This is a genomic window from Microcoleus sp. w1-18aA5 (assembly GCF_036701705.1).
Taxonomy (GTDB): domain Bacteria; phylum Cyanobacteriota; class Cyanobacteriia; order Cyanobacteriales; family Microcoleaceae; genus Microcoleus.
The window spans coordinates 1-23,953 of the sequence record NZ_JAUPTE010000058.1; the positions used below are offsets into that span (position 1 = coordinate 1).

Sequence of the window (23,953 nt, forward strand, 5' to 3'; positions counted from 1 at the left end):
GGGAAATTGGCCGCATATTCTGATTCAAATTCAGACCACGGGATTATTTTGGCCATTTTTACCCAACGGTTGTCCGCTGACAATTTAGACCCGTTGGCTAGTTCAAAGTCTAAGGCTGGGAGGGGAGCAAGCTCAGCTTTTCTGTACACGATCGCAGGTGGTGATGCAGGGCTTTTGACCTATTCTACCTGTTTATCTTGCACTTTACTATTGAGCGCGCGATCAAATAACCCAGGCCACGTAACACGCGGGCGATATATTCAGCAAGCCCTATAATAGTTAAAATATGCCAATGTCACATATTAGGAAGGATAAAAAATATGACCCTCAATCTTCCTCTGCCCCATTCAATTCAAAATTTTATTAACGAACAAGTGGAATCGGAGGCTACAGTAATGCAGCGGAATACATCTTGCATCTAATTCGCCAAGAACAAGCAAGACTCGCGCGGGTTGAGTCGTTATTTTTGGCTGGTTTGGATAGTGGCAATTCTATAGAGATTACCGATGATTGGTGGGAGCAAAAACGCGCTCAGTTGGTGCAGAAACTTGACCGACAGCAGCAATGAATGTAGCATCTCAGCAGTTGCCTAATTTAACGGCAAAAACCAAGTCAGAAGCCCTAGTGATTATAAGTGATTATAGCAGATAGCGGCTTTGTATTCAAAACTAAAACAGAGGGTGGATATGAAACATTCGAGCATCCTGATGGTAGTTTAATTCATATTAGACCCGCTGGTGAAATTGTCCGAACTGGGCCTAAAATAAAAAACGATCGCGGTAAAAGTTACCGCCGCCTATACGACCAGTTTGGCAATCAGATTCAATTCATGGCAGGTTCAAACACCCACAGTACCGGAGAAAATATAATTATATGACTCTTACAGCCGTGAAGCGTAGCTATCCCGTAGGGAATCGCCCTTTAAAACATTTTTGCATAGAAGACTTGAAAAGTGCCGACCTTGCAGGCATTACTCTAATCCCCCAACCTTTAACCTTGCGCTTAGACTTTACATTCGGAACCGGGATTTATGACACTTCCATCGAATTCTATCAACTCGTTCATCAGGTAATCTCTCAACCAGTCAACTCCGACTCAGAAGAGTCTTGCTTCTGGGTGGGTAACGCAGAATTAAGACAATTGACAGAAGATAAGAGTCAAATTTTATCTACTTTTTCCTATCCTTTTCAAAATCAAGCCGGTTTGGTTGAGACAAGTTCTTCGTCCCTTTTCTACTTTCGACTGGAAGGGGATATTTGTATCGAAGTAGTTTGCGGTAGTTACAAAATTTTTCAAGAATTGGAATCGGCGGTTGAAACCGCGTCTACACCAACGTAAACCTGATGGTGCGTGGGTTGAAGCTGTAGGGTGCGTCGCCCGAAACAATCTCCAAGTAAGAGGCCAATCTCATAGCGACGCACCCTACAAAATACGACATTACTTAATACTCTATCGCGCCCAAAATTGACTTTACATGGCCGCACAGATTCCCATGATGATATAGTAGGTCAATCTCACAGAAAAGTCAACCTCGATCGCCCTTAAATTCTAATATTTCAAAAAGCCCATCAAGCAATTTCCTAATTTATTTGCCATTGCACGATCGCCGATCTCTTCATTCTGGCGTTGCGCGGACTTCGTTTGACAATCGCCGCATCCCTCGCCACATCCCTCGCCCGCCCTTAATCAAGGTTAGTATAGAATTTGCGAGCGATCGATACTACAATGCCCTTAAACGCCGCATCGCTTCTGTCTGAAATGCTACACGAGTTGGAAATAATGACAGATCCGTGGCAAGATTAAGGGAATGTTAAGTTATGCGACGCTTTCGCAAACAAGATTTCCCGCTGAAACTGTCCCCCTAACCCACCTTCCCCATTAGGAACCCACCCATCTATGATTCCCAACCATTCCTTCGCGGCTGACGAGCATTCTAGTAAACCCGACAAGCCCGAGGAAGCTTGTGGCGTTTTCGGTATCTACGCACCGGGTGAAGATGTCGCCAAGTTGACCTACTTCGGTTTGTATGCTTTGCAGCACCGCGGTCAGGAATCAGCAGGAATTGCCACCTTTGAAGGTGAAAAAGTCCACCTGCACAAAGATATGGGACTGGTTTCCCAAGTCTTTAACGAATCGAGTTTAGGTCACTTGCCCGGTAACTTAGCAGTAGGCCACACTCGCTACTCTACTACCGGCTCCTCGCGCGTGGTCAACGCTCAACCTGTTGTCGTCCAAACCCGTTTGGGAAGTCTGGCATTAGCACATAACGGGAATCTTGTCAATACAAAAGAATTGCGCGAAGAATTGCTGTCTCGGAAGTGCGAATTTGTCAGTACGACGGATTCAGAGGCGATCGCAGTGGCGATCGGTTCCGAAGTAGACAAGGGCAAAGACTGGCTGGAAGCAGCGATCAGCGCCTTTGGTATGTGCCAAGGAGCCTTTAGTTTGACCATCGCCACCCCCAAAGGCGTGATGGGAGTCCGCGACCCCCAAGGCGTCCGCCCGTTGGTAATTGGCATCCTCCCCACAACTCCGGTACGATACGTTTTAGCATCGGAAACTTGTGGCTTAGATATTATTGGTGCTGAATTTTTGCGGGACGTAGAACCGGGGGAATTAGTTTGGATTACAGAGGAAGGTATGGCTTCCTTCCACTGGAGTCAGCAACAAAAGCGCAAACTTTGCATCTTTGAAATGATCTATTTTGCTCGACCCGACAGCCAAATGGAAGGTGAAAGTTTATACAGCTACCGACTGCGGATCGGGCGTTTGTTGGCAGCAGAATCTCCGGCTGATGCTGATATAGTTATCGGCGTTCCCGATTCTGGAATCCCGGCGGCGATCGGCTTTTCTCAAGCTTCCGGCATTCCTTACGCCGAAGGATTGATTAAAAATCGCTACGTCGGGCGCACTTTTATTCAACCGACTCAGACAATGCGGGAGTCAGGAATCCGCATGAAACTCAACCCTCTCAAAGATGTCTTGGAAGGAAAGCGAGTAATTATTATCGACGATTCGATCGTGCGCGGTACTACCAGTCGCAAAATTGTGAAAGCCTTGCGGGATGCGGGCGCAACAGCAGTTCACATGAGAATTTCCTCGCCGCCGGTGACTCATCCTTGTTTCTACGGGATCGACACCGACAATCAAGATCAGTTGATTGCGGCTACTAAGTCAGTCGCAGAAATTGGCGCCCAAATTGGGGTAGATTCTTTGGCTTTCTTGAGTTGGGATGGAATGCTGAAGGCGACTAACGAAGACCCAATGAGTTTTTGTTCGGCGTGTTTCACTGGTGATTATCCGATCGACGTTCCAGAAATGGTAAAACGGTCTAAGCTCATATTAGAAAAAGCTGGAACCTAAAAAATCAAAAAGCGAGAAAGCGATCGCCCGTCAATTTCCGCGATTTAGGGATTTTCAAAATTTTCTGGTAAGTCGTTGCCAGAATGTGTGTAGAAATGTTACATTAACTTAGCTGTAGCAATTGTTGCAGAATTGGTGAACTGTAGTGAACAGTCCCTTGGGTAAAACTTGTGTGAAACCCAACCCTCGGATTGGAGATGGGAGATTGAAGATTGAAGATTGGAGATTTGTGCTTGAATCTAAAATCGCCAATCTAAAATCGATGGTTTTTCCCTACACTCTCGTTCACAATTCTTGCTCGAAACGCTGTATGCTACCTGCAGACTGGAGGTAGTTCCTCCAGATGTCCACTCTCAGATTGAAGTCGCATTTCGCACCAACAACGGGCACAGGAGATTTTTTCAGATAATAGGGTCGATCGCACTAATTTTTCCGACACAAGTATTCGACAAGCCAACTTGCTTGAGAATCGCGGACGGGCTATTCATGCGAACTAAAGAACTTTAGAAACCCTTGCAGAGTAAAAATATGGCTCCTTGCAGGTTGAAACTGACCTCACCTGCATAGGGATACAACCCCCCGACTCATGTCGGGGAGAGCCAAAAAATTTAGATATTAGTTTAAGCCCCCAGATTCATCTGTGGAGTAAATCTAAAATCTAAAATCTAAAATCTAAAATCGATTGACTGTTAAAAGAAGGCGGAATGCGGTTTCTCAAGTCAGCTTAAATCGGAAACTTCGTGCAATCAAATACTGTTCTCAATCCCGCGAGCAATCCAGGCTCATCCTCTCGTACAGCAGAGTTACCTTTTACTCTTCAAGATATCAAGGCAGCCATTCCAGCCCACTGTTTTGAGCCCTCGGCATGGAAATCTCTGGCTTATTTCTTTTTAGATATTGGCATCATCGCAGGTTTATATGCGATCGCCTACACCGTCGATTCCTGGCTTTTTTACCCAATCTTTTGGTTGATGCAGGGAACCATGTTTTGGGCATTGTTTGTAGTGGGCCACGACTGCGGACACGGTTCATTTTCTAAGAGCAAATGGCTCAACAACCTGATCGGACACCTCTCCCACGCTCCAATTCTCGTGCCTTTCCACGGTTGGCGGATTAGTCACAGAACCCACCACGCAAATACAGGCAGCTTAGATAACGATGAAAGCTGGTATCCGGTATCGGAGAGCAAATACAATCAAATGCCTTGGTACGAAAAGCTGGGACGCTTTTATTTGATGTTATTTGCCTATCCAATTTATCTATTTCGCCGATCGCCCGATCGAACTGGTTCTCACTTCATGCCCGGTAGCTCGCTTTTCCGTCCGTCCGAAAAATGGGAGGTGTTGACGAGTTCCGCATCCTTGGTACTGATGGTAGGCTTTTTAGGCGCGCTAACCTATCAGTTTGGTTGGCTGTTTTTACTCAAGTTCTACTTAGTTCCCTATGTAGTGTTCGTGATGTGGCTGGATTTGGTAACATTCCTGCACCACACAGAAGCCGATATTCCTTGGTATCGCGGTAAAGATTGGTCTTTCTTGAAAGGTGCATTGTCTACGATCGATCGCGACTACGGAATCATCAATTCCATCCATCACGACATCGGCACCCACGTAGCCCACCACATTTTCTCGACCATGCCGCACTATCACTTGAAGGAAGCAACGGAAGCCATCAAGCCAGTGTTGGGCGATTATTACCGCAAGTCAACTGAGCCAATTTGGAAAAGCTTTATTCGCTCTTACTGGGATTGTCATTTTGTCTCCGATACAGGTTCTGGAGTTTACTACGAATCACCTAACAGTCGGCGCTCTGCTGAAGTTAAGTAGCTTAAATAAACAATAGAATAAGCAAAAACCCGGCTTTTTAAAGAAACCGGGTTTTTCTTTTTTGTGCGTGTTTGATAATAAGATGTTCCACATTTAGCCTGGATATTGGGGGCGGGCATCTTGCCCGCCCCACAAGAAATTTACAGATTACCTTTGATCCCGATCGCCGTAACAATAGTCCACGCATCTACCAACAGCAACAGCAGCGTACATCCCAGTAAAATAAGATACATCCAAGGCTGCGACAAAGGGCGGACATCTCTAGTATCAATACCTGTTTTTGCTTCCACCAAACCGACTAATTTACCAAACCCAGCCACTCGCATTGGCAACAAATAACCTTCACCCGAATGACTCAAAAAATAGTAAACTAAACCTCCTTGACCGGTCGATCGAGGTTTGAGAGCTTTTACCTCAGTCCAAGGTAGCGACCAACCCTTGCGAAACCAACGCGGAAACCAGTTGGGATATGTGACTTCAATCCCCTCCTCGCTCAAAATTACCCTTTCACTGAGCACGCCGTACAGGCCCACAGCGCCGACAAAGATTGCCGCCCAGAGGCCCGCCGGGGGAACCGGTGCTTTTGTTACTTCCGACAAAAACGGCAAGGGAATTGTCAGGGCTGTGTACAAGCTCAACAGCGTGATTCTAATCAGGGGAGAAAGCCGGAATACCGCCGGCTCAAATACTGGGGCCGAAGATGGGGAAGAAGCAAGAGGTTGTGCTGACATGGCTGAAATTCGAGAAGCTGTTTAAGGATATTTTTGCACAGTTGCCGAACCCGCCAACCAAACTCAGGGAAATAGGAAAAACCGGACAATATTTGCCGTCGGGAGTTTTGATCTAAAATTCATTTCACAAACTTTGATTCTTAAGTGTTGAGTTTTTAAGGCTTTGTTGAAGTTGGAATTTTGAGCGCGGAGTTATCAATTCACTGACAATTTATAACTCAAAACTCACAACTTCAATTAATCAACGGCCGTTAGTGCCGGTACAGTCAGAGGTTCTGAGATTTCTCGGGATTTGGGGCGGCCAGTCATTGCTGCTCGATCGCCCTGAACTGCCTCTCGCGATCTGCTAGGATTGACGTTGGAATAGGGGCCTTCGTTAATCTGCAAGCGATCGCAAGGAATTTTATCCGACAAAATTGCACTGGCCATCATCCCGGTGTGAATTTCCAATGCTGCAGCGGGCATCGCTTCAAACACTAAGCGCTGTCCGGGAAACACCACTCGTTCAAAGTACCAGTTAGGAATGTTGGCGATGCGAGCAATCTGAATCTGACTGGTGGCGTTAACGTAGCAGCACAGAATCTTGCTGTCGGTGTCTGAGGGTACGGGGTCAAGAATTTGAGCCATAACTGCTGAGGGAGCCTTGCCTAAAAGTTTTAGTTATCTTCTCAGGCTAACACTAGGTGATCCCGCCTACTGTAAAGCCGACTACCAACTCCCTAATACATGAGAGACCGATCGAACTTAAATTAAAATCTAACCGGATAAATATCGGATTTTTGACTCCCCGCTGGGATTTTCATTCAAAATACGCTGTATTGACTTAAAAATTAGCTTTTTTCTGCTGCTCTCGCCGATCGACACCAACAAGCTCGGCCTTGAACCCAATAGAAAAATTTAAGAATATTTAATGTCAAATTGCGAAAATTAGACATATTGTAAAGTTATATTAAAAGAATATTAACATAGCTGAAAAAGTTCCACTTTAGGATATGGCAATCATGGAAAACCGAGAAAACCGAGTCCTGTACGTTCGCCTCCCCTGCAATCCTATTTTCCCGATCGGAGTTGTGTATCTTTCGGATCACGTACACAAGCTGTTTCCCGATGTCGAACAGCGCATTTTCGATTTAGGTGCCGTACCCCCCCTGGATTTCGCTAAAGCTTTGGATGCCAGCATAGACGAGTTTAAGCCGACGCTGCTGGTTTTCTCTTGGCGGGACATTCAAATTTATGCGCCCGTGGGCGGCAGGGGCGGCAATCCGTTGCAAAATGCCTTCGAGTTTTACTACGCCAAAAATCCGCTGATCAAGTTCCGGGGAGCCCTCGGAGGACTGCGTTTAGCCACGTCTTACTACACCGAACTCTGGCGCAATTTGGGACTGATTAAGCGCGGATTGAAGCGGGCCCGGAAATACCGCCCCGAAGCTCGTGCAGTGGTCGGAGGCGGTGCTGTGAGCGTGTTTTACGAACAGTTGGGCCGCAGTTTGCCGGCGGGGACTGTGGTTTCGGTGGGGGAAGGCGAAGCTTTGCTGGAGAAGTTGATTAAAGGCGAAGATTTGGCCGAGGAAAGGTGTTATGTCGTGGGAGAAACTGTGCCGCGCGCGAAGCTAATTCACGAAAAGCCAGCCAACATTGAGAAAACTGCCTGCGATTACAATTACATCGAAACGATTTGGCCCGAGTTTTCCTATTATCTACAAGATATGGACTTCTACGTCGGAGTCCAAACCAAGCGCGGCTGTCCTCATAATTGCTGTTACTGCATTTATACCGTGATTGAAGGGAAACAAGTGCGGATCAATCCGGCGGATGAGGTGGTGGCGGAGATTCGGCAATTGTACGATCGAGGTATCCGCAATTTCTGGTTTACCGACGCTCAATTTATCCCAGCACGCAAATTCATCGATGATGCGATCGAATTATTGCAAAAAATCATCGCCGCCGGCATGACTGACATACACTGGGCCGCTTACATCCGTGCGGACAATCTCACACCCGAGTTGTGCGATTTGATGGTAAAAACGGGGATGAATTACTTTGAAATCGGCATCACCAGCGGTTCCCAGGAACTGGTTCGGAAAATGCGGATGGGCTACAACTTGCGAGTAGTTTTGGAAAATTGTCGCGATTTAAAAGCAGCCGGTTACAACGATGTGGTTTCCGTTAATTACTCATTTAACGTCATTGACGAAACCTTTGAAACCATCCGGCAAACTATTGCTTATCACCGAGAATTAGAGCGAATTTTCGGAGTAGATAAAGTAGAACCAGCTATTTTCTTTATCGGGTTGCAGCCGCACACAATTTTGGAGGAATACGCCTTTAAAAAGGAGATTCTGCAACCTGGTTACGATCCGATGAGTTTGATGCCTTGGACAGCGCGCAAGTTGCTGTGGAATCCCGAACCTTTGGGTTCGTTTTTTGGACAAATTTGTTTAGAAGCTTGGCAGCGGAATTCCAATGATTTCGGCCGCGAAGTGATGGCTATTTTGGAGGAAAAACTCGGCTGTGCGGATTTGGAAGAGGCCTTAACCGCGCCTGTGGAAATCAAAGACAAACAGTTGGCAGCAGTTAATTAATTAATTACCAGGTTCGCAGTCAGAACGACGGTTATTTTAAAAATGGGAAATGGGAGGAAAAATGTATCTTCTGTTTCCCTTTTTATTATTCACTAAATAGCTAACCGCAAATAAACATTACCCTGTAACTGAGTCAGTTCGCGAGCGCCTGGGCGTCTAGAAACCTGGTTTCTAGGAAAATCAAAGGTTTAGTAACGAGAAATATATGAAGAAACCCGGTTTCTCAAATCAGCGTGAACAAGTCATAAAACCTTAAAAATGTCCTAAATGCAAGAGATTGCTTTCCTGCGATCGCATTGACATACTTATGTATTTTTACTGGTGTAGCGTGCACAGTTCGCACCTTACTTAAACCGACCCTGTACCGTGTCCCCTGCACATCTCACCTTTGACATTAAATATTATTAATATCCAGCAAGGATCGCTTAAGATGTAATTATATAGTTAAAACCAGGAGTGACAAGATGTTTTATAAAGAGAGAGTTAAGGGCATTAAAGGAGTAGTTCTAGTTATGGCAGGCATTAGTGCGATCTGCTTTTTGACTGCCTCAGCAGAAGCAACTGCACTAAATCAACCGATTGACAAAGTTCGGGCGATCGCACCCAACACTTTGGGCAATAATCAACCGCTGCAAATTGCTCAAGTTGAGGGATGTCCGAGAGCGGAAATGGTGCAATTTTTCGCAACGCCCAACTTTTCTATATACATTTGCAAAACCCAGGAAGGCGATATTTTTTACCGAGGCCTCAGTAAAATAAATGGCACCCAAATCAATGTAATGCAAGTAACTACAGGTGACGACGGAACTTATGAAGCGACTAACGGCAATATTATCTATTCGATTAACCCCCAACGCCTGCAAGTCCGCCAGAATGGTAAGGTAATCTTGACCGAAGCTGTCATCAAGTAACACTAACTGTTAGTTAATGATAAATTAACTAAATTTAGGGTGTATTTTATTTAAGTTAAAAATTCAAGAGCCTCAAAAACATATTGATTCCTAAATAATCAAATAGAATCAGTGGTAATGCTTATAAAATTGACTAACTTTTGTTTAAATACCTCTGAATTAGGACGATCGCCACAATATCGTCCACCGGTCTCGGCGGCGTCCGCATCCCCTGGGGAATCAAGCGAGAAAATCCCGTCGGAGGGTACATTTCCCAGTAGCGTTCCTTGGCTTCCAAACTGCTGAACCTCTCGTCAACCTGAACAATTTTGATCGCAGGCGACAAACTCTGCGTTAGTTTTTGTTTCCAACTCTTAGAAGTCGTTTGATCTCCGATTACCAATAACTCAATCGAAAACTGTTCGCACAAAGATTGAATAGTAGATATCGCTGCTTCGGACTGCACAACTTGATGGTAGCAGACCTTCTTATCTCTACCCATTACAGCTATGCCACATTTGTCTTTACCTGGATCGAAACCTAAAATCATAGCCAGTTACCTATTATTAATTACCAAGTTTATTTTTTAATTTTCAAGTCTCCGGGGCCTTGTTTTTGTTGTCCGGTGCGGAACACAACGGCTCCGTTTTCAAGAGCAACTAAATCTATTTTAAGCGGGCCGGCGATGTAAGTGACATCGGCTGCGATCGCCTGAACGTCCAGCGGTTTCTCGTACTGCTGCAATCGCTCGATAAAACCAGCTAAAGTTTCAATCTGACTGTCGGCCACTTGAACTCTACCGCCGACAACACCGATCAGGCGAGCGCGAAATTGACAAGCTTCTATCAATTGCAGCAACTGCTGCCGCACCTGTTCGTCGGTCAAAGTCACGGGATCGACAGCAACCCCTGCAATCACATCTCCAGCGCGGAAAACAACTCGATTGATTTCTGCTTCTGCAAATACCTTAATTACCTTTTCTTCCCGCAGGTAATTAGCGCCGGCGACAATCCGCACCACGTAATCTTGACCGTCTTTAATCTGACTAATTAGTTGATCGATTTCTGCTTTAGTAATTTGAATAACCTGGTCTCTAACCTTCCTATTTTCCGGCTGCATGAGTCCGACGGTGGTTTTATTTGCTTCTTGCAAGAGTCGATCGATCGCGCGACTCGCCATACCAGGCTCAATAATACGAACGACGCCAGCAGCTAAAATTTGACCGCGCCTGATGGCAACTGTACCCTCGCGGATTGCCTGAAAATCGCGTTCCAAAACTTGCACTTGCTGCTGCAATAAAGTTTGTTGCTGTTCGAGTTGAGATTGTTGCTGTGCCAAGGTTTCTAGGAGTGCTTCCCTCTCGGCAATTACTTTGTCGCGCTCGACAATAGTTCGATCGCGCTCGGCCAGATTTTGCACCCGCTGAGCAATTTCCTTGTCTCGCTGGGCAATTAATTCGTTGCGATCGACAATTTCTGCGTCTCGCCTGGCAATTTCTCTCTCTCGCTTGGCAATTTCTTGATCGCGCTGGGCAATTTGAGTTTTTACCTGCTCGATTAACTGTTGGCGTTCCTCCTGCAGTTGGGCGATTTCCGCTCCTAAAGTCGTTTTTTGACCAGAAACTGTTTTCAATTGGTTCTCGGTGCGATCGAGCTGAGCTTGTGTAGTCGATCGGATCGTTTCAACCAGTTTCAACTGTTCTTCGGTGCGGGATTTAGCCGCTTCCACACTGCTGAGCTGTTCTTCTGTCTTAGATTTAGCCGCTTCTACCTGACTTAACTGCTCTTCAGTTTTAGACTTGGCTGCTTGCACGCTGTTGAGCTGGGCCCGCAGCGAGTTTAATTTTGTTTGCGTCCGAGCTTGCTCAGCATTAGCTGCTTGGAGGGATTGATTAATTTGCTCTAAATTGGCTCTAGCTTGCGCTTGAGCTGCCCTGGCTTGAGCTAATTCAGTTTCAACTCGATTTTTTTCTTGAGTGGCTTGGTTGATTTCTCGGCGGGCGTTGTTGAGCCTTTTTTGAATCTCGTCTATTCTAAAAACTCCCGTTCGCAGCGGCTTGCTAGTAGCAAACAAAATGCCCAGAGTAATTGCTGACAGGATGCTGCCGGCCATCACTGTCACAACAACAGCAGTATCGCGGGGGCGAAGTTTGAATAAGCTCAACCTTGCCTTGCCGACTTTCGTCCCAAGGCGATCGCTGACAGTGGCGATCACACCCCCCAACACTAAAATTACAAATACCAGGATGTATCCAGCAGTCATTCCGATTTTAGATTTTGGATTTTGGATTTTGGATTGAATCTAAAATCCAAAATCCAAAATCCTATACTTTCTCGGCATCAAGTGAATTGCTGGCTTAGGGCCACCGGGTTGTGGACTGTGATCTTTTTCTTGTGGATCGAGATCATGGTTTCTTGTCTGAGATCGCCCAGTAAACGAGTCACAGTTACCCGTGTCGAGCCGATCGCTTCGGCGATCGCCTGGTGGGACAGCTTCAAATCTATCGTAATCCCCTCTGTACCGGGCACGCCAAAATCCCGGCACAGAATCAGCAAAAAGCTGACGAGTCTCGAACCCATATCTCGGTGGGCCAGTGTTTCAATCATCATCTCGGTTTGCAAAATCCGAGACGACAGTCCCCGCAGCATCACCATCGACAATTCCGGGTCTTCCTTGAGCGCTTTCTCGACTTGTTCGATCGGCAGCGAGATCAATTCCACCGGCGTAAAGGCTACCGCGTGGTAAAACCTGTCCGATCGGTGTCCCGTAATCAAAGACAGCACCCCAAATACGCTATTTTCGCGCAGGAGGGCGACTGTAATTTCTTCCCCTGCTTCGTAGACCCTGGAGAGCTTCACAGCACCTCTAATGAGAACGTAGACGCGCTCAGCCGGGTCTCCAGGGAAAAAAATTGTCTTGCCCCGTTCAAAGGTTTCCACAATGGGTGGAAACGCCCCGCCGCTGATTTGGCGGAACACGGCTGCTAGCGGTCTATCATGCGTCACGACTAGATCCTTTGTACTAATCAATACTTTATAACTTGCCGATTAACCTTATTGAGTAAATATACTGCCCAACCTCCAATATCTAGGGATTCTGTTACTTCCATCTAATGTTAAGGTAAACACGCACTGTATGATTAAATCTAGCCCTTCTCTTAACTTTTTCAATTCCGCCCCCATGTAGCTCCACAGCAAAATTAATATCAATTGTGTCTCAATTGTGTCTCAATTGTGTCTGAATCAGTTAAATCTGAATCAGTTGTGTCTAAACTGGCGGGGTTGTCAGATATAGCCAATGAGAACGGTGCAAGTTGCTTTTAGATAAACTACAGATGATAGATTTGACCGGAAAAAATGCTCTTGTTACGGGCATTGCCAACAATCGCTCGATCGCCTGGGGCATCGCTCAGCAGCTCCACAAAGCTGGGGCCAACCTCGGCATAACTTATTTGAAGGACGAGAAAGGCAAGCACGAGCGTAAAGTCGCTGAACTGGTGGAACCGCTCAATCCCAGTCTGTATTTGCCCTGCAATGTCCAAGACGAGAGCGAAATTGAGTCTACTTTTCAAACCATCGCCGACAAGTGGGGCAAGTTAGATGTCCTGATCCACTGTCTGGCTTTTGCCGGCAAGGACGAACTTTCGGGAGACTTCACCAACACTTCGCGCCAAGGTTTCTCCAATGCTTTGGATATTAGCGCTTATTCGCTGGTGCGGCTTTGTGCTGCTGCTAAACCGCTAATGGCCGAGGGTGGCAGTATTGTGACGCTGACTTACTTGGGCGGCGTCCGGGTAGTTCCTAATTATAATGTGATGGGAATTGCTAAGGCGGCTTTGGAAATGAATGTTCGCTATCTGGCTGCTGAACTGGGCCCGTTAAATATTCGGGTAAATGCAATTTCTTCTGGCCCGATTCGGACTCTGGCTTCGTCAGCAGTTGGCGGTATTCTGGACATGATCCACCACGTTGAGGAAGTGGCCCCGTTGCGGCGGACGGTGACTCAGCAGGAAGTGGGAAATGCTGCGGCTTTTCTGTGCAGCAATCTCGCTAGCGGGATTACGGGTCAAGTTTTGTATGTCGATGCCGGTTACGAAATCATGGGAATGTAACAGCTTGCAAACAGTTGACAGTTGACAGTTGACAGTTGACAGTGAAGCGTGAGGTTTTTTGACAGTTGATAGTTGACCCTTCGACAACGCTTGCGGGCGACGCAGCGAGGTTTTTAGACTCTCGAAAAAACTGTCCCCTGTTCGATTTCAACTGTCTGCTGGAAAAGTGCTAATCCCAAATTACTAATTAATTACTAATGAATGACCAATTGCGAATTATGGAGATAATCGATCGCCCTTCTCTACCTCCTACAAATTCAGTTCAACCAGCTAGGGCCGCCCTGGTGAAACGCACGACACTGGAAACGGATGTCACGGCCAGTCTCAATCTCGACGGTGTGGGAACCTGCAAAGCGTCTACGGGGATTCCGTTTTTAGACCATATGTTGCACCAGATTGCTTCTCACGGATTGATCGATTTGGATGTGCAGGCGATCGGGGATTTGGAGATTGACGACCACCACACAAACGAAGATGTGGGAATTACCTTGGGCCAAGCCCTAGCAAAAGCTGTCGGGGATCGATCGGGCATTTCTCGCTTCGGGCATTTCATCGCACCTTTGGATGAAGCTTTAATTGAAGTAGTGCTAGACTTTTCGGGACGGCCTCACTTAAGTTACAGCTTGGAAATTCCCAACCAGCGGATCGGCACTTACGATACTGAATTAGTGAAAGAGTTTTTTTCGGCGGTGGTGAACCACACTCAAATGACACTGCACATTCGACAGTTGCAGGGCGGAAATTCTCATCACATTGTGGAAGCGGCGTTTAAGGCATTTGCGCGAGCTCTGCGGATGGCGGTAGAAATTGATCCCCGGCGCGCCAGTCGGATTCCGAGTTCTAAAGGAGTTTTGTAGTATGGGGTTTGTAGTAGCGTTTGGGCGCTACTACGAACCTGTCATACCATGTCCAGTTAAATAGTTAGAATACTTTGCTGATGAGTTGGCAAAGAAAAAACTGAAGTCCTTACTACAAACAGGTCGATCGAGACTTGTATTAACCACCCGCCCTCAATCTATCCAAACTTCGTCAAGAATCGGAAAGCATCGAGTACATGACTCGCACAAACGTAAGGCGAAGTATTGTAAAAAGCTTGCCAAGCCGCCGCTTTATCTTCGTCGTATTTATCGGCTCTTTCCGGGTGTTTTCCTTGCCAATTAAGCCGCACTGCGTGACCGACTAATACATCTAAAACGATGTATTCTTCTACTTGCAATTCCGGGTTGCGCTGGGCGATCGCAGCCAACTCCATCAGCGCCTCAATATTGACTTGCCGGTATTCTGGCGCCACAATTTTATTCAGCAAATGCTCGATTTGTAGCGCAAAATTTTTTTCCCCCGGCGTCATTTCCGATAAAATGATATGGCTATCTAACCGATTGCGCCGCTCTAATTTGTCGCCAATTATCAAGCCTTTGCAGTGCCGCAGCAGTCCCCAAACACTCGGATAAAAATCCTTCGGTACGCGATTGACAGTACCTTCCATTTGCCGCTTCCGACGCCATCCTCCCCCAGGCATTGTTGGTTCTTCGGAAACTGGCGCTACTACCCATTCAATATCTTTTTCCGGCTGTTTGACGCGCAGGGATTCTTGCTGTTTGAGGATTTCATTCATTTCCTCGTATTCCGTCAACACTTGGCGCAGGCGATTTTTGATTTCAAAGGGACTTAGCTGCATTAAATGTTCGTAAGCTTCATTTTGCGTAACTCCCAATTCGCGGGCAAACTCGCTAGTCAGCAGCAAAATAAAGTAGCTAACTCTTAACGTCAGCAGGCCTTTAAATAACTGCGGTTCGGCTTTAATTAGCAGGCCGAGGTAGATGAGAACTTCTTGAGTTAGAACTCGATCGCGAATGTCTTCTCCGCAGAATTGGCGAATTTTGTCCATCACTTCCGTGTAAGAGCCCGGCCGTGAAATTATCGAATCTTCGCTGTAGGCTTTCCCCACAGCAATCTGTTTTTGTCGAACCAAAATGTCTGTCACCGCATCGGATAAGCTGATATCAACTTTGTCCAGCAAACCTGCGGCATGGCGGATGACTGCCCATTGGATTTTTGATTGCGAACTTTCTCCAGCTTTTATATAAACTTCGTTGAGCAAATCCACAACTTTAACTGTTTCTTCCGCCCCTCCAAATCCCGTATCAAAATTTAATCCTTTGAGGCGAACTAAGGTGTGCAGTAACTCAATTTGTTCGTACAAATTTTCTGAATCGCGCAGGCTAGTTAGCAAGAATTGAGTATTAGTTTCGCACTCTAATTTAAATTCTTGCGTGTGACCCAAAGGCCAAGTTTTTTCGGTATTGTAAGTTAGATAGCTGCGCGTTTCTAGTGCACCTGTCACCGGAGATTCGGTAAATTCAAAATCGTGCATGAAATCAATTCTTTCCGTGCCAGCGGTCAGCATTAACTGCTTAAGATTTCCGAGTTTAACTGGCGTGTTGTTACAGTGTCCATCCCGGAATTCCTTCATTAATTCTAACAACGCTTCCCGCCCGGTTTCCAGCATCGTGTGAGTCAGCATCAGCGTTACCGTAGGGCGTCCCAACTGATACCAGTGGCGGTGAATGTGAGCTATTTCGCTCTTGATTTGAGCTACTAAAAAATGGTAATCTAAAGTTAAGTAAAACTCTTGTCTGTTCAAAAACGAGGGGAGAAATACGATCGCCTCTTCGCGAATTTTAAACACCCGAGAAGTTGTTAAACTCCGCAGACGGCGCACGGGGCGGCCAGTTAAGCCTAATTGGTCGTTACGTCCAATTTGCGTGTAAATAGCTGATAATTCTTTAGTCTGGCGGACTTGAATTGGTTCTACCTGTTTTGGGGTTTGTGCCGCAATGCCGTTAGCGGCTAATTCTGCTTGCAAATCTTCGTCTTCAGCTAACAGTGCAATTTGCACTAAAGGTTCTCTGTGTTGGTCCACTGATAGGTGCCTTCCCAGCGGGTCGATGTCGCCAACTGCGATTAATCCTTCGTTCAGCAATTGACCGAGAAAGTACAAACTTTGCGCCCAAACCAGGGGAATATTTTCATTCGGTAAGCGCTGCTGGCTGCTGGGATTTAGCTTTTCTGCTTCTATATTTTCGGCGGGGACGTAATACAATTCGGGTAGTAGCGGCAAACCAGAGCGATCGACTGCTAGAGATTCCAAACGCTGCTGGTACTCCTGCACTTGGGCTTGATTTCCCTGAAATATGCCGTCCAACAATAAATAAGTGAAAAATAGTGGCCACTCGCATTCAATGTGCTCGAACTGCCTTAATTCTGTGGGTTCGTAGTGCAGGCGATCGGCATCTTCTAAAACTGTTTGGTGTCCGTCCCGCAGAAACCGCTTGCAGCCGTATTTTCCTTGCAATTTGTCAATAATCTTATTTCGAGTCCGTTCTATTAATTCTCGATCTTCCACAGCAAAAGCCGGAAAACTAATCACACTCAATAAAGCGGCATCTACTTCTTTTGAACTAGATTCGCGAGGCAAAAGCGATTCCAGAGTTATGCGACTTCTGGCAATTTCGTCTGGCAAAACGTGAATAACTGACGCTTGAGAGCCTTTAATTCCAAACAAATCCAACCCATTTATTGCTTCTAGGGCTGCTTTGGCCATGCCAACTGAACTGGCGTTCAATTCTGCATTGCCGCGATTGATTTTATGGCCTCTTTCCCAAATTCCGTAATCCGGCGTGCGGTAGGCTCTACCGATGTAGTAAACTAAATTTTGCACGAAATTGACTTCATCAATTGTAAAAATTACGTGCAGCCCGGAAGCCGTCATTTGAGCAAGAATTAATAAGAATATAGATGTAGCGTCTACCTGTAAATGTCCCCACTTGTCATCGCCGACAACAATCCCTCCAGTTTGAGTATTGTATTTAGCGTGCAACGCATCTAGCGGCGACTGAGTATTTTTAAAACGTTCTACTTTGCTCGATTGCTGCATCATCGCAAACAGCAAGCCTCGCATTAGTTTGACTGTGCTTTGTTCGAGTTCAAATGTTCTGCCCTGATCGCCATCAATTTTGCGATAAGCTAAACCCAAACCCCAAACCGCGAGAATGCTGTACACGTTGTCCCGCACCCAGGCATCGGTGTAGTCGCCGTGGGCGTTAACGGCGGTACTCGCCGGCAGCAAACCAGTAATTGGATTTTGGCGCTTGAGGATGATGTTTTTGATTTGCTGGTAGTAATAATCTAACCTGGTTTGCCGCTGGGTTTTTGCGATCGCCATTTCGTTTTCCTGCTTTTTCCTGATGCGAGTAGATTTGCGGTGAATAGACTTTTAAATATATCAGAGATTAGATCATTTCTCAAGTTATCCAAACAGAAGAAGGTAATTGCCATGTCTACCCAAAACCACAATAACAACAGCGTTCCTTTCGTAAAAGTTGTCTACTCTACAGTGAAAATTAATGGTAAAATTGAGCTAGTACCGATGGAATGGTACGCCGACGGGTCTGTCAAAAAAATCGAACACTAATGCTCGATCGCACTTGGCTGGCAAACTCTAATGAACTTGCGCGAGCTCTCGCTTACAAAAAAACCGGTTTCTGGGCCACTGAACGATGACTTAACAAACTCTTGGTGGCACAAACCGGGTTTTTTGCGACCAAAACAGCTCTAGCGTCGATCGCCAATCTCAGCTAATTTAAATAACTAGGTGTGTAGGAATATCAAAGAAAAAATATGGATGTATCGCGCCCGCAATTTTCAGTGCTGGGACTACCAGTTCACATATTAGATGATTATGCAGGTTGGCTGATGCAGCGCCTGTATCAAGGGTTAGGAAGTCACGTCGTGACGCTGAATGCTGAAATGGCGATGCAAGCCGAGCAAAATCAGGCTTTAGCGGATGTAATCCGCAAAGCGGAACTGGTGATTCCCGACGGTTCGGGAGTGGTGTTGTACTTGCGGCTGCGTGGCAAACCGGCACAGCGCTATCCGGGGATTGAATTAGCAGAATCGCTGCTGCAACAAGCCGGAAAATTGCCTGATTCGGAACCACTATTTTTCTTTGGAGGTTCCCCAGGAGTGGCGGCAGCAGCGGCCAAAACTTGGCAGCAAAAAGTTAACGGATTGTCAATTGTTTCTCAACACGGTTATCTTTCCGCAGATGAAGAGAAAGACTTCCGTGCAAGCCTCAAACAAATGCAGCCAAAAGTGATTTTTGTAGGCTTGGGAGTGCCACGCCAAGAATTTTGGATTGCCGAACACCGACACCTTTGTCCTGATTCGATTTGGGTGGGAGTTGGCGGCAGTTTCGATATTTGGGCGGGAACAAAAACCCGCGCGCCGGCTTGGTTTTGCGACAATCATTTAGAATGGCTGTATCGGCTTTATCAAGAACCTTGGCGGTGGCGCAGGATGTTAGCTTTGCCACAATTTGCCTTGAAAGCTTTGGGAGATTTTCGAGGGTAAGTTAATAGCATCAATCTTCTGTCTGATTCACAATCCTCTCGATCCCCCCTAACCCCCCTTAACAAGGGGGGGACAAGAATGTCGTCAAAATTTTCCTTATTAAGGGGGATTCGAGGGGCTCTAGACTCGACTACAAGCGACATAAATCCTGTTATTTCTTGAGTCCGCGCAGGCGGACTTTGTTTGTATAGTAGTAGCGGTTTCAACCGCCGATTCTAATCTATTGCCATTAGACAATGTAAGGAGAATCGATCGCCTTTGCCCGATTAGTTGCCACCAAAGTCTGGTAAATCAAAGCTGAAATCTCAGCGCGGGTAATATCCCGCTGCGGCGAAAGCCAATCGCGGGAAGGATAATTAACCACAATCTTCAAAGCAGTTGCTGTGGCGATCGCACTCAAAGCATAATTAGGAATTTGAGAACGATCTATATAAACTTTCAAAGAATCAGGATTGCCGCCCTTAAGTTCCAAACCGTTAACCAAAGACACGATCGCGTCAGCCTTAGTTAAATTCTGATTCGGGCCAAACTTCAACCCCGGAAACCCCGCCAAAAACCCCCCCCGATTTGCCCGTTCGATCGCACTTCTCGCCCAAAAAGTAGCAGAAACATCAATAAAATTTGTAGCCGGCACCCTCGGAATCGGACTAAACGCACTCACCAACAGCGCCGCATATTGAGCACGGTTTAAACTGTCATCAGGCCGAAAAGAACCGTCAGGAAAACCGCTAATTATATTCGCCGCAGCCAAAGCTTCAATAAACTTCTGTGCCCAATGTCCAGAAATATCGCTGAACACCGCACCCCCGATATTCGGATTGCCGCCGCCCTTTCTCACCGCAGCTTGCACAGCTTTAAAAGCATTCACTTTCCCGTAACCAAACCAATCGCTGCGGCCGTTGTTAGGATCGTAATTTCCCATGCGATTGCCCAACTGGGGATCGGGATCGAGATCGACAATTTTCTCAGCAGTTTGTTCGAGAATTCCCCGTACTTCCCGCGCCGTCAAACGGGGGTTAGCCGAAAGTATCAACCCTGCAACCCCAGCGACTACTGGAGTGGCGCTGGAAGTACCGCCAAAAGTATCAGTATAGTCCCCCCAGTCGTAGCCCCGATCGCCCACTCGATCGGCAGTAAACACCCCCAAACCGGGCAAATACTGCGTCACCTCCGGCGGCGTGCCGATATATCCGGTTTCGGGCAACCAAGTTCCCGGCGGCGCGTTGTTGCTGGGGGCGCAAACCGAGATGCTGGTGCCCCAATTGCTGTAAGCTGCTTTTTTGTTGAGGGAAGTGGAAGCGCTGACGGCAATTACGTCTGGGTGAACGGCAAATCCTGCCAGCCATCTAGTTTGACCGCCCACAACGTTGTTGGGCCAGCCTTTCTCGTTAATTGTGCCGTTAACTGGGCGGTTGGCATTGCCCGCCGCGAACAGAATAACGCAGCCTCTGCCGCCCCGCCCTTGGGTTGCCGCTTTGGTGATAACGGCACTCTGTCGCAGGGAAAGGGGATAATAAATTGCTGAAGGCCCCCAACTGCAAGAAATGACGGCGGCACCTTTTTCGATCGCCCAATTAAATATTTTTTCGACAGAATTGTCATCGAGAAAACCCGTGGTACGGATGGGCATCAGGGCGCATCCGGGGGCGACGCCGACAATGCCTTTGCCGTTTTCTTCAGCAACGGCGACGCCGGCACAACTTGTGCCGTGGTTGTCTGAGTCGGCGACTGGCATCGGGGAAGTGTCGCCGTCTTTGAAATCGATGGGTGAGACGATTTTGCCTTGGCCTTGAAAATCTGGGTGGGTGATGTCAACTGAATCGTCGGCGATCGCAATTACGATTGATCGAACTCCGCGAGTCATGTTCCAAGCTGGTTCTGCATAAATTTGAGCACCGCCGACAACTTCGTTGCCGCCTTTGTTATTGAGATACCACTGTTTGGGATAAAGCGGATCGCGGGGCGTGTAATGCTGCTGCGTCTCTACTACAATGTTGGGTTCGGCTACGAGAACTTCTGGATATCTTGTCAGGCGGTTGGCAATTTTGACCGGGTTTTCTGTTGCTTGTTTGGTGACTTCGCAGACGAATGTGTTGGGAATTCCTTCTACTGGCCGGACTATTTTTAAAGCTGCTGCATTGGCGATCGTCTTTCGCGATTGTTCGTCTACTTGTTCGCTAAATTGAATCGTAATTTGGTCGGTTAAATAAAAGAATGTACTGGGATTGTTCGCGGGGCAATAGACGTGGCTGGCAAAAGCTACGGCATCGCTGGCGCGGGCTGTTTGCATTGCTGCTTCTAGGCGATCGGGCGCAACGAGATATTCTTCGAGATTGCTTTGGCCGACGCGACGGTTGAGTTTTGCCCCAGTTGTTGCAGCCCAATCATTTGAGGCTGATGCTGTTGATGAGGGGCGGACTGTAAAGCGATCGTCCGCTTTTGACAGCAGCAATTCATCGCCGCCGCGCTGCAAAATCACTGCCAGACTTTCATCTGGAACTCCAATCCCTTGATAGTTTTGGAGAGTCTCGGAGGTGGGTTTGCTTGGTTGTACCATCAGAAATGTTCCTGTTTGATTTTGATGTAGATTTATCACACATATTTATAAGCTGTCAGGGAGGTTTTTGCTATGAGGGGTTTGAAGCTGTAACTAACAGCGGTAGTTTTTCCATCAGTCCGCGTCGTCGGACTTAGTTTGTGCGATCGCGTTGCTAGCGGTTTCAACCGCCGAGTCTTTTTCTATATCAGCGAGTTTTTCAGATAAACACGCTCAAATAAACACGCTAGGATTAACATTAAAAAATTCTCCCAGCGTCTTAGCTTGCGCCTTGCTAATCGCCCGTTTCCCATTAACCACCTCAGAGACTACTCCTTTGGAACCAATCACGCCCACTAAATCGGCTTGTTTGAGTTCGCGAACTTCCATGAAATGCAATAGAACATCCTGTGGAGTCACTTCTGGATCTGGGTAATATTTTGATTCGTATTCTTCGATCAACAGCCCCCAGAGACTCAGTAAAGTTTCTTTTTCTACTGTTAATTCTTCCTTAGACATCAGAAAATCGACTTCTGCGAGGGCAAGATCATTATCTTCTTCGTTCAGGATTGGCTTAGGCTGCGATTTCGCCAGCAGTTGACCGTAAGCTGTTCTTTCAATTGCGACATTCATGGTTCGTTCTATTGTTGAATTAGATCGGGACTTACCCATCAAAACCTAAGAAACCGGGTTTTCCACCATTTTTAAAGCCTCAAAGCCAGTATTTAGGTAAAAAAAACCGGTTTCTGCGTCCAGGACTAGATTGCCGGGATCTGTCCAATCCCCCGCGATTTCCTTGTTCAACCCAAAATCTAAAATCCAAAATCTAAAATCCAAAATCGATCGCACCCTTTGACATTTCAACAAATTTGGTTTACACTTAGCCGGTTGCGATCGCCAATGGTAAGATCGGCTCAAGCTAAATATTTTTTTAAAGCGCACAGGCGCAAAGTAATTTCATGGTATACTCTGGAACTGTTTGCTGGCTTCGCTCCACTGCCCGGATTACGATCGGGGCGATCGCAGCTTTTACCTTATTGCAACCGCTCCAAGTCCAAGCACAACAACCTTCTGGGCCAGAGAACCAACAGCAAATCGAGCCCGCCGACGACCCCACAGACCCCAACAATCTTCGCCCTCTGACGCAAGACAGCAGTCTGCTGAGCGTACCAGGAGGCCAGCGTTTGATGACAGAAGCCAGCAGTGCTATTTCCTCTCAGAATTACGCACTGGCTACTCAAAAACTCCAAGAATCCCGCCAAATTTTCAATCAACTGTCCAACTTCTACCAACAACTGGGTAGCAGTTTTGCCGGAATTGACATCCGCTTGGCCGAAAGCCACCGCACCAAAGCTGTAGAAACAGCCCAAATGCGCGACGAAGCTACCTATCGGCTGGCGTTGGTACACCGGGCACAAAATAAGCCCGAACTGGCTGTGCCCCTGCTGATTCAGATTATTCGATCGCAGCAGCCAACTCGCGACTTGGGCAAGAAAGCTTACCAGCAGTTACTGGAATTGGGTTTTGTGGATTCGCCCTTTCCCCGGCCTGCCAGCAGTCAACCGAGCTCATCGACAAAATAGTTCCACTAAAATCTAAATTACAGCCGTTTATCAGAGAAACCAATGGTTACACCGTCTCAAGTAGCAGAAATGATTAAGGCAGGGTTGCCCGACGCTAAAATACAAGTTGAGGATTTGACTGGTGGCGGTGACCACTACCAGGCGAGAGTCGTCTCAGCAGCCTTTGAAGGAAAAAGCCGAGTACAGCAGCACCAACTGGTCTACGGCGCTCTCAAACAGGCAATGGCTAGTGAAGCCATCCATGCTTTGGGCTTGGAAACCTTAACTCCCGCAGAATGGGAAGCGAAAAGTCAAGTTGCTTAATTGTTGACTTGCAAGTGGAGACCACAAGTTTGTGCTTCTGTCAATAGTTGCTTGAAATACAACTGCTGCACTTACGCACAAAAACCAAAGAAACCGGGTTTTTTAACCGGAATCTATGGCTGTAACGAAAGATTGTCCTAAAAAACCCGGTTTCTGCGTCAGTCAACGTTTAAAATTTTTCAAACAATATTAGGAGCTACCATGACTACAGCAGCACATGAAAGAATTGACGAGTTAGTTAAGCAAAATAAAATCATGGTATTTATGAAGGGCAATAAGTTAATGCCCCAGTGTGGTTTTTCTAATACTGTGGTGCAAATTCTCAATACTCTGGGAGTGCCTTACGAAACCGTTGATGTTTTGGCAGACCAGGAAATTCGTCAAGGCGTTAAAGAGTATTCCAACTGGCCGACAATTCCCCAGGTTTATATCAACGGCGAGTTTATTGGTGGCTCGGATATTATGATCGAGATGTATCAAAAGGGCGAATTGCAAGAAGTTGTAGAAGTGGCTTTGGCTTCTTAAATTAGACAGAAAAAACATATCCCCGACTTCTTTAAGAAGTCGGGGAAATAACAGCAATCGGGTTTTACTTTGAATTAAGTTGATTTACTTA

At 46.7% G+C, this 23,953-nt stretch carries 23 protein-coding genes and 1 pseudogene; 14 read left to right on the forward strand and 10 right to left on the reverse strand.

What is annotated here, in order from left to right; translation table 11 throughout:
• Nucleotides 1–149, reverse strand: a pseudogene (locus Q5691_RS19400) (IS5/IS1182 family transposase); the annotation flags it as partial.
• Between the two features lie 263 nt (nt 150–412).
• Here Q5691_RS19400 and Q5691_RS19405 point away from each other — a divergent pair.
• From Q5691_RS19405 to Q5691_RS19425, 5 genes are all read left to right on the forward strand, one after another.
• On the forward strand, nt 413–568 hold the full coding sequence (locus Q5691_RS19405) for a hypothetical protein (RefSeq protein WP_333213545.1): 156 nt from the start codon (nt 413–415) through the stop codon (nt 566–568).
• 66 nt (nt 569–634) lie between these two features.
• A complete protein-coding gene (locus tag Q5691_RS19410) occupies nt 635–877 on the forward strand; it encodes a hypothetical protein (RefSeq protein WP_333346411.1) in 243 nt (80 codons plus the stop codon).
• Nucleotides 874–1,338 (forward strand): hypothetical protein, encoded by a 465-nt coding sequence (locus tag Q5691_RS19415; protein ID WP_333346414.1) that lies wholly within the window; start codon nt 874–876, stop codon nt 1,336–1,338. Before Q5691_RS19410 ends, Q5691_RS19415 begins: the two co-directional genes overlap by 4 nt.
• A gap of 558 nt (nt 1,339–1,896) precedes the next feature.
• Nucleotides 1,897–3,363: an amidophosphoribosyltransferase gene (gene purF, locus Q5691_RS19420; protein ID WP_333213551.1), complete on the forward strand. Its 1,467-nt coding sequence runs from the start codon at nt 1,897–1,899 to the stop codon at nt 3,361–3,363.
• Between the two features lie 740 nt (nt 3,364–4,103).
• Complete coding sequence (locus tag Q5691_RS19425) at nt 4,104–5,189, forward strand: DUF3474 domain-containing protein (protein WP_333213553.1); 1,086 nt, start codon at nt 4,104–4,106, stop codon at nt 5,187–5,189.
• A gap of 140 nt (nt 5,190–5,329) precedes the next feature.
• Here the strand turns inward: Q5691_RS19425 and Q5691_RS19430 are convergent, their stop codons facing one another.
• Both Q5691_RS19430 and Q5691_RS19435 read right to left on the reverse strand, forming a co-directional pair.
• The gene (locus Q5691_RS19430) at nt 5,330–5,920 is read right to left on the reverse strand and encodes a hypothetical protein (protein WP_333213555.1); all 591 of its coding nucleotides are present in this window, start codon (nt 5,918–5,920) and stop codon (nt 5,330–5,332) included.
• Nucleotides 5,921–6,157: 237 nt separating this feature from the next.
• Entirely contained in the window at nt 6,158–6,547 is a 390-nt protein-coding gene (locus Q5691_RS19435) for a DUF1830 domain-containing protein (protein WP_333213557.1), read from the reverse strand.
• A gap of 374 nt (nt 6,548–6,921) precedes the next feature.
• Between Q5691_RS19435 and Q5691_RS19440 the strand changes: the two genes are divergently transcribed.
• Nucleotides 6,922–8,502: a photosystem II high light acclimation radical SAM protein gene (locus Q5691_RS19440; RefSeq protein WP_333346459.1), complete on the forward strand. Its 1,581-nt coding sequence runs from the start codon at nt 6,922–6,924 to the stop codon at nt 8,500–8,502.
• Nucleotides 8,503–8,966: 464 nt separating this feature from the next.
• Complete coding sequence (locus Q5691_RS19445; RefSeq protein WP_333346417.1) at nt 8,967–9,413, forward strand: hypothetical protein; 447 nt, start codon at nt 8,967–8,969, stop codon at nt 9,411–9,413.
• A 133-nt stretch (nt 9,414–9,546) separates the two neighbouring features.
• On the opposite strand, the gene Q5691_RS19450 is transcribed toward Q5691_RS19445, so the two are convergent.
• The 3 genes from Q5691_RS19450 to ntcA form a co-directional block, all read right to left on the reverse strand.
• Nucleotides 9,547–9,942 (reverse strand): pre-16S rRNA-processing nuclease YqgF, encoded by a 396-nt coding sequence (locus Q5691_RS19450; RefSeq protein WP_333346420.1) that lies wholly within the window; start codon nt 9,940–9,942, stop codon nt 9,547–9,549.
• A 29-nt stretch (nt 9,943–9,971) separates the two neighbouring features.
• A complete protein-coding gene (locus Q5691_RS19455) occupies nt 9,972–11,654 on the reverse strand; it encodes a DUF3084 domain-containing protein (protein ID WP_333346423.1) in 1,683 nt (560 codons plus the stop codon).
• Between the two features lie 77 nt (nt 11,655–11,731).
• Nucleotides 11,732–12,397 carry a global nitrogen regulator NtcA gene (ntcA, locus tag Q5691_RS19460; RefSeq protein ID WP_006634020.1) on the reverse strand — a complete coding sequence of 222 codons (666 nt, stop codon included), beginning with the start codon at nt 12,395–12,397 and terminating at the stop codon, nt 11,732–11,734.
• Nucleotides 12,398–12,726: 329 nt separating this feature from the next.
• On the opposite strand from ntcA, the gene fabI reads away from it, so the two are divergent.
• Entirely contained in the window at nt 12,727–13,503 is a 777-nt protein-coding gene (gene fabI, locus Q5691_RS19465) for an enoyl-ACP reductase FabI (RefSeq protein WP_006634022.1), read from the forward strand.
• Between the two features lie 218 nt (nt 13,504–13,721).
• Nucleotides 13,722–14,360: an imidazoleglycerol-phosphate dehydratase HisB gene (hisB, locus tag Q5691_RS19470; protein WP_445305840.1), complete on the forward strand. Its 639-nt coding sequence runs from the start codon at nt 13,722–13,724 to the stop codon at nt 14,358–14,360.
• A 158-nt stretch (nt 14,361–14,518) separates the two neighbouring features.
• Here the strand turns inward: hisB and Q5691_RS19475 are convergent, their stop codons facing one another.
• The gene (locus Q5691_RS19475) at nt 14,519–17,728 is read right to left on the reverse strand and encodes a glycoside hydrolase family 15 protein (protein ID WP_333346428.1); all 3,210 of its coding nucleotides are present in this window, start codon (nt 17,726–17,728) and stop codon (nt 14,519–14,521) included.
• A 111-nt stretch (nt 17,729–17,839) separates the two neighbouring features.
• Between Q5691_RS19475 and Q5691_RS19480 the strand changes: the two genes are divergently transcribed.
• Both Q5691_RS19480 and Q5691_RS19485 read left to right on the forward strand, forming a co-directional pair.
• Nucleotides 17,840–17,977: a hypothetical protein gene (locus tag Q5691_RS19480; RefSeq protein WP_333183364.1), complete on the forward strand. Its 138-nt coding sequence runs from the start codon at nt 17,840–17,842 to the stop codon at nt 17,975–17,977.
• A gap of 206 nt (nt 17,978–18,183) precedes the next feature.
• Nucleotides 18,184–18,915, forward strand: coding sequence for a WecB/TagA/CpsF family glycosyltransferase (locus Q5691_RS19485; protein ID WP_333213567.1), 732 nt, complete (start codon nt 18,184–18,186; stop codon nt 18,913–18,915).
• 229 nt (nt 18,916–19,144) lie between these two features.
• Here the strand turns inward: Q5691_RS19485 and Q5691_RS19490 are convergent, their stop codons facing one another.
• The 3 genes from Q5691_RS19490 to Q5691_RS19500 all read right to left on the reverse strand — a co-directional run bounded on the left by Q5691_RS19490 (nt 19,145) and on the right by Q5691_RS19500 (nt 22,369).
• Nucleotides 19,145–21,472, reverse strand: a complete 2,328-nt coding sequence (locus Q5691_RS19490) for a S8 family serine peptidase (RefSeq protein ID WP_333346431.1) — start codon at nt 21,470–21,472, stop codon at nt 19,145–19,147.
• Between the two features lie 213 nt (nt 21,473–21,685).
• On the reverse strand, nt 21,686–22,084 hold the full coding sequence (locus tag Q5691_RS19495) for a transcriptional regulator (protein ID WP_333346434.1): 399 nt from the start codon (nt 22,082–22,084) through the stop codon (nt 21,686–21,688).
• Between the two features lie 45 nt (nt 22,085–22,129).
• Nucleotides 22,130–22,369 (reverse strand): hypothetical protein, encoded by a 240-nt coding sequence (locus tag Q5691_RS19500; RefSeq protein ID WP_333346436.1) that lies wholly within the window; start codon nt 22,367–22,369, stop codon nt 22,130–22,132.
• A 41-nt stretch (nt 22,370–22,410) separates the two neighbouring features.
• On the opposite strand from Q5691_RS19500, the gene Q5691_RS19505 reads away from it, so the two are divergent.
• From Q5691_RS19505 to grxD, 3 genes are all read left to right on the forward strand, one after another.
• Complete coding sequence (locus Q5691_RS19505) at nt 22,411–23,034, forward strand: hypothetical protein (protein ID WP_333312067.1); 624 nt, start codon at nt 22,411–22,413, stop codon at nt 23,032–23,034.
• Between the two features lie 42 nt (nt 23,035–23,076).
• Nucleotides 23,077–23,337 (forward strand): BolA family transcriptional regulator, encoded by a 261-nt coding sequence (locus Q5691_RS19510; RefSeq protein WP_333068825.1) that lies wholly within the window; start codon nt 23,077–23,079, stop codon nt 23,335–23,337.
• 201 nt (nt 23,338–23,538) lie between these two features.
• Complete coding sequence (gene grxD, locus Q5691_RS19515) at nt 23,539–23,862, forward strand: Grx4 family monothiol glutaredoxin (protein ID WP_333042762.1); 324 nt, start codon at nt 23,539–23,541, stop codon at nt 23,860–23,862.
• Nucleotides 23,863–23,953: the final 91 nt, after the last annotated feature.